The organism is Ilumatobacter sp. (genome assembly GCF_049588435.1).
Classification (GTDB): Bacteria; Actinomycetota; Acidimicrobiia; order Acidimicrobiales; family Ilumatobacteraceae; genus Ilumatobacter_A.
On the sequence record NZ_JBAVYV010000587.1, the window covers coordinates 1 to 4,540 of the forward strand.

Sequence of the window (4,540 nt, forward strand, 5' to 3'; positions counted from 1 at the left end):
GCTCGGCGATGTCGATCTGCCTACCGTCGGTGGGCTCCACGACGGCCTTGACGTGCTGGCCCCACTCCGGATGCGGGAGGCCGAACACGGCGGCGTCGGTGACGTCGGGGTGTTGGGTGAGCACCGCCTCGATCTCCGCCGGGTAGATGTTCATCCCACCCGAGATGATCATGTCCTTCTTGCGATCGCAGATGTAGATGAAGCCCTCCTCGTCGCGATAGGCGATGTCGCCGACGGTCTGGAATCCGTCGCGACGGTCTTCTTCGTACTTGTCGTGCTGCTTGTAGTAGTCGTTGAACACCGATCCGGAACGAACGAACAGCTCGCCGGTGGCCTCGGGTCCGGTCTCGGTGACGATGTTGCCGTCGTCGTCGTACAGCCGGATCTCGACCATCGGCGCTTCCTTGCCGCACGACCCCGGCTTGCGCATCTGGTCCTCGGGACGCATCACCGTGTTCACGCCGAGCTCGGTCGACCCGTACACCTCGAAGAGCGACTCGGGGGGGAAGTTGGCGACGTACTGCTCCTTGAGCGCGAAGCTCCACGGAGCGGCATTGGCGATCATCACCCGCATCGTCGACAGGTCGTAGTTCGCCTTCACGTCGTCGTCGACGTTGCAGATCATCCGGATCGGTGTCGGAGCGGAGAATGTCGTGGTCGCCTGGTACGTGTCGACGAGGCGGAGCCAGTCGACCGGGTCGAACTTGCGTTGCAGCACGATCGTCTGGCCCATCGCGAGGCCGATCCCCATGAACCCACCCGGACCGGAGTGGTAGAGCGGGCCGGTGGTGATGTAGATGTCGTCGGCCCGGTAGCCGATGAACTGCAACAGGGCTCCCGACTGGGCGGTGGCCCCGGCAGAGCTGCGGAACGCTCCCTTCGGCTTGCCCGTCGTGCCGGAGGTGTAGATCATCGTCGCCGCGGCTTCGCTCGCCTCGGGGATGTCCGGTGGGGAATCGACCGCGTCGGCGACGAGGGGGTCCACGGCGATCATGCCGTCGGGAGCGGGACCGTCGAAGACGAAGATGTTGGTCACCTTCGGGATCTCGCCGCGGATGCGCTCGAAGAGCGGCGCGAACTCGGCGTCGACGTACACGGTCGTCGCGTCGCTGTGATCGACCACGTACGCGGCCTCCTCGTCCGACAGCCGGTAGTTCAGGGGAACGGCGGTCGTGGCGATCTTGCGCGCAGCGTTGACCATCGCGACGAGGCCGGTCGAGTTCTGTCCGCACCACACGACCTTGTCGCCCCGGGACACGCCGTGCCCGAGCAGTACGTGTGCGAGCTGGTTCGACACCCGCTCGAGTTCGGCGTACGTGAGCTGTCGAATGTCGCCGTTGCCACGATCGTCGATCACCGCGACCTTGTCGCCCTGGTTCGCAGCGTGTGCGGTGAGGAGATCGGGAGCCGGGGTGCCTTCGGTCATCGGTCAGACTTAGCAGATTCGACGACCCGTGGCCGGTCCGAGCGGTCAGGCGGCGGGCTTCCAGTGCCGGTCGAGAACGCGGTGCCACCGGTTCGACGGCAGCGCGGGGTCGAGCGCGGCCAGACCGGTGCAGAACTTGCTGATCCGTTGTGGGCGCACGTGGCGACGCCACAGCCACCGGTCTGCTTCGCTCGGCGCGCCGCCGGACTTGATCTCGACAACGATCGCGTCGAGCGTCGTGGTCCGTCCACGGATGTCGGTGCACCGCAGGGAGCGGTCGATCGTCAGCCGTGTGGCTGACGCCACGTCGACGAGCGTGCTGCGCGAGTAGGCGGTGGTCAACACCGGGCCGAGTGTGGATGCGATCGCCGTCGTTCCGGTGGCCGCATCGATGAAGTCGATGCCCGTGGGTGTGAGTCGGTCGTCGACCAGATCGGGCCACTCGATCCGTGACTTGATGTTCTGCCCACGTGCACCCTTCGCCTTGACCTCGAGGAAGCATCCGCTGGTGTCGGTGTAGGTGCGGGTCCGTACCTTGAAGCGTCGGCGGCGGCGGTGAGCGGCGGCACGATAGAGGTCCAGGCCGGGGGTGTCGAAGTACGTCGAGCGGTAGCCGAAGTCGGTGCGCCCACCGATCTCGAGTTGATGGACGCTCGCCGGGAGCTCGTCGACGAGTTCGCTCAGCGTCTGTTCGTCGACCAGGTACTTCCGGTCGACGCGGGTCTGGAGTGCGGCGACGGCGTTGGCGTCGGCGAGCGAGATCAATGGGCGATCGAGCACGACGGTGGTGTTCACGAGCGGCCGCCGGTCAGGACGCTCGGGTCGATGGTCGCGTCGATGTTGTCGTCGTGCAGGGCCGGTGTGGGGCGCAGTTGGTACCGCACGTCGACGACGGTGGTGTCGTTGACGAGGTCGAGCTTGCGAATGTTGAGGCGGGTGATGTCGGCGTCGAGCATCTCCTCGAGTCGCGCGATCGCGAGTCGCTCATCGGGATAGGCGGTGTCGAGGGTGACCGTCTGGCTCCGGGCCCGGGCGTAGAGCTTCGGATGGTCGCCGATGAACAACGCCAGCAACACGGCCGCCATCAGGACCGGCGTGAGCCACGGGGGAGTCACCGAGATGCCACCGAGCAGTCCGAGCGCGAGCGCCGTGAAGAAGTAGGCGATGTCCTCCTGGGCGAGCTCCGACGAACGCAGCCGGATGATCGACAGAACACCGAACAGGCCGAGGCCGAGGCCGGCGCTCACCTCTGCGGTCGACAGGGCGGTGGCCACGGCGAGGACCCCGACGTTGAGGCCGAGGATGGCGACGACCATGTCGCGCCGACGGTGGCGTGGGAAGTAGAGCCCGAAGACGAGCAGGGAGATGGCGATGAGGTCGGCGACGACGAGTGCGGCTTGGGACATGGCCACCAGACAAGTCGACCACCTTGTGATGTCGTGGCGATCTTCCTGTGATGTCTCTGTGAATCGCCCTCACAGAGAACTCACATGCGACTCCGATCGTGTCCGCAGGGTCGGTGCGTTGGATGTCTGTCATGACCCCCACCCGCACCACCAACCGCATCCTCGACAACATCCGGCAGCGCCGCCGCCGTGCGGTGACCGCCGTCGCGATCGCCGGCATGCTCACGCTGGGCGCCTGCACGACGAGCTCCTCCGAAGCCGCCGAACCGACCGCCGACAGCGCCGCCCCATCCGAAACCGTCGACACCGTCGAGACCGTCGACGCGACGTCCGACGCGGCTGCGTCCGGCGAATTGTTCGATTCCAGCATGGTGCACTCGATTTCGGTCGAGTTCGACGACGCCGACTACGACGCGATGATCGAGACCTTCACCACGACCGGTGACAAGGACTGGATCTCGGCCGAGGTCGTGATCGACGGCGAGACCTACGAGAGCGTCGGCCTGCGGTTGAAGGGCAACTCGTCGTTGTTCGGGCTGAGCGCCGAGACGGCAACCGACCCGGAAGAACTCCCGTGGCTGATCGACCTGAACGAGTACGTCGACGGCCAGGACCACGACGGCGTCGACGAGATCGTGATCCGTTCGAACTCGACCGAGACCGGTATGAACGAGGCGGTTGCCCAGGAGTTGCTCAGCCTCACCGGACTGGCATCGCAGGAAGCGATCGCCACGTCGTTCACCGTCAACGGTGACACCGCCCTCCGCCTGGCCGTGGAGAATCCGGACGGCACCTGGCACGACGCCAACTTCGAGGACCAGGACGGCCTGCTCTACAAGGCGGACAGCGAAGGCGACTACAGCTACCGCGGTGACGATCCCGAGGCCTACGCCGATGCCTTCGACCAGGAGGCGGGCGACGACGACCTCACGCCGCTGATCGAGTTCCTCGACTTCATCAACAACTCCGACGATGCAACGTTCGCCGCGGACCTTCCCGATGTGCTCGACGTCGACGCATTCGCGACCTACCTCGCCTACCAGGATCTGATCGGGAACAACGACGACATCGACGGACGCGGCAACAACTCGTACCTCGAGTACGACACGACGATCGACCAGTTCACGGTCGTGTCCTGGGACCTCAACCTCGCCTTCGGCACCGCCAACACCAACGTCGGCGGTGGTGGCGGACCCGCCGGCGGTGACCAGGTCGGCGGCGGAGCAGGACGCCCCGCCGGTGGACCTCCCGGAGCAGTCGACGGGGAGTTGCCCGTCGGCGGTCCTCCCGCAGCAGTCGACGGTGAGTTGCCCGTGGGTGGCCCGCCCGCCGGTGGTGCTGGCGGCGTCGGTGGTGCCGGTGCCGGCGCTGGTGGCTCGAACATCCTCGTCGAACGCTTCATGGCGAACGATGAGTTCGCAGCGCTCTACGCCCAGAAGACCGAGGATCTCACGGAGCTGTTGTTCACGAGCGGTACTCTCGACGAGGTGATCGCGGACTGGAGCGACGTGCTCATCGACGAGGCCTCGGACCTGGTGAGCCAGGAGACGGTGGCCGCCGAGGCCGCTGCGCTCACCGCCTACGCTGATCAGGTGCGATGACCGCTCCGCCTCGGGTCCTCGTCATCGACGACGAGGAGAACATCCGGTTCCTCGTCGAGTCGGCACTCCAACTCGCCGACATCGAAACGGCCGGCGCGTCCGATGGG

4 protein-coding genes are annotated in these 4,540 nt (G+C 66.2%); 1 reads left to right on the forward strand and 3 read right to left on the reverse strand.

Annotated features, from left to right (window positions below; translation table 11 throughout):
• The 3 genes from WBV89_RS21995 to WBV89_RS22005 all read right to left on the reverse strand — a co-directional run.
• Positions 1-1,426: class I adenylate-forming enzyme family protein (locus WBV89_RS21995; protein WP_423983469.1), on the reverse strand; the 1,426-nt coding region annotated here is incomplete at its 3' end.
• Between the two features lie 45 nt (positions 1,427-1,471).
• Entirely contained in the window at positions 1,472-2,221 is a 750-nt protein-coding gene (locus WBV89_RS22000; protein ID WP_423983470.1) for a polyphosphate polymerase domain-containing protein, read from the reverse strand.
• On the reverse strand, positions 2,218-2,832 hold the full coding sequence (locus WBV89_RS22005) for a DUF4956 domain-containing protein (RefSeq protein WP_423983472.1): 615 nt from the start codon (positions 2,830-2,832) through the stop codon (positions 2,218-2,220). Before WBV89_RS22005 ends, WBV89_RS22000 begins: the two co-directional genes overlap by 4 nt.
• Positions 2,833-2,963: 131 nt before the next feature.
• Here WBV89_RS22005 and WBV89_RS22010 point away from each other — a divergent pair, with 131 nt between their 5' ends.
• The gene (locus WBV89_RS22010) at positions 2,964-4,433 is read left to right on the forward strand and encodes a CotH kinase family protein (RefSeq protein ID WP_423983471.1); all 1,470 of its coding nucleotides are present in this window, start codon (positions 2,964-2,966) and stop codon (positions 4,431-4,433) included.
• The last annotated feature ends 107 nt before the right edge of the window (positions 4,434-4,540 follow it).

Coding starts and splice junctions, on each gene's coding strand:
- WBV89_RS22005 (WP_423983472.1), bottom strand. CDS start 2,832: ATGTCCCAAGCCGCACTCGTCGTCGCCGACCTCATCGCCATCTCCCTG.
- WBV89_RS22010 (WP_423983471.1), top strand. CDS start 2,964: ATGACCCCCACCCGCACCACCAACCGCATCCTCGACAACATCCGGCAG.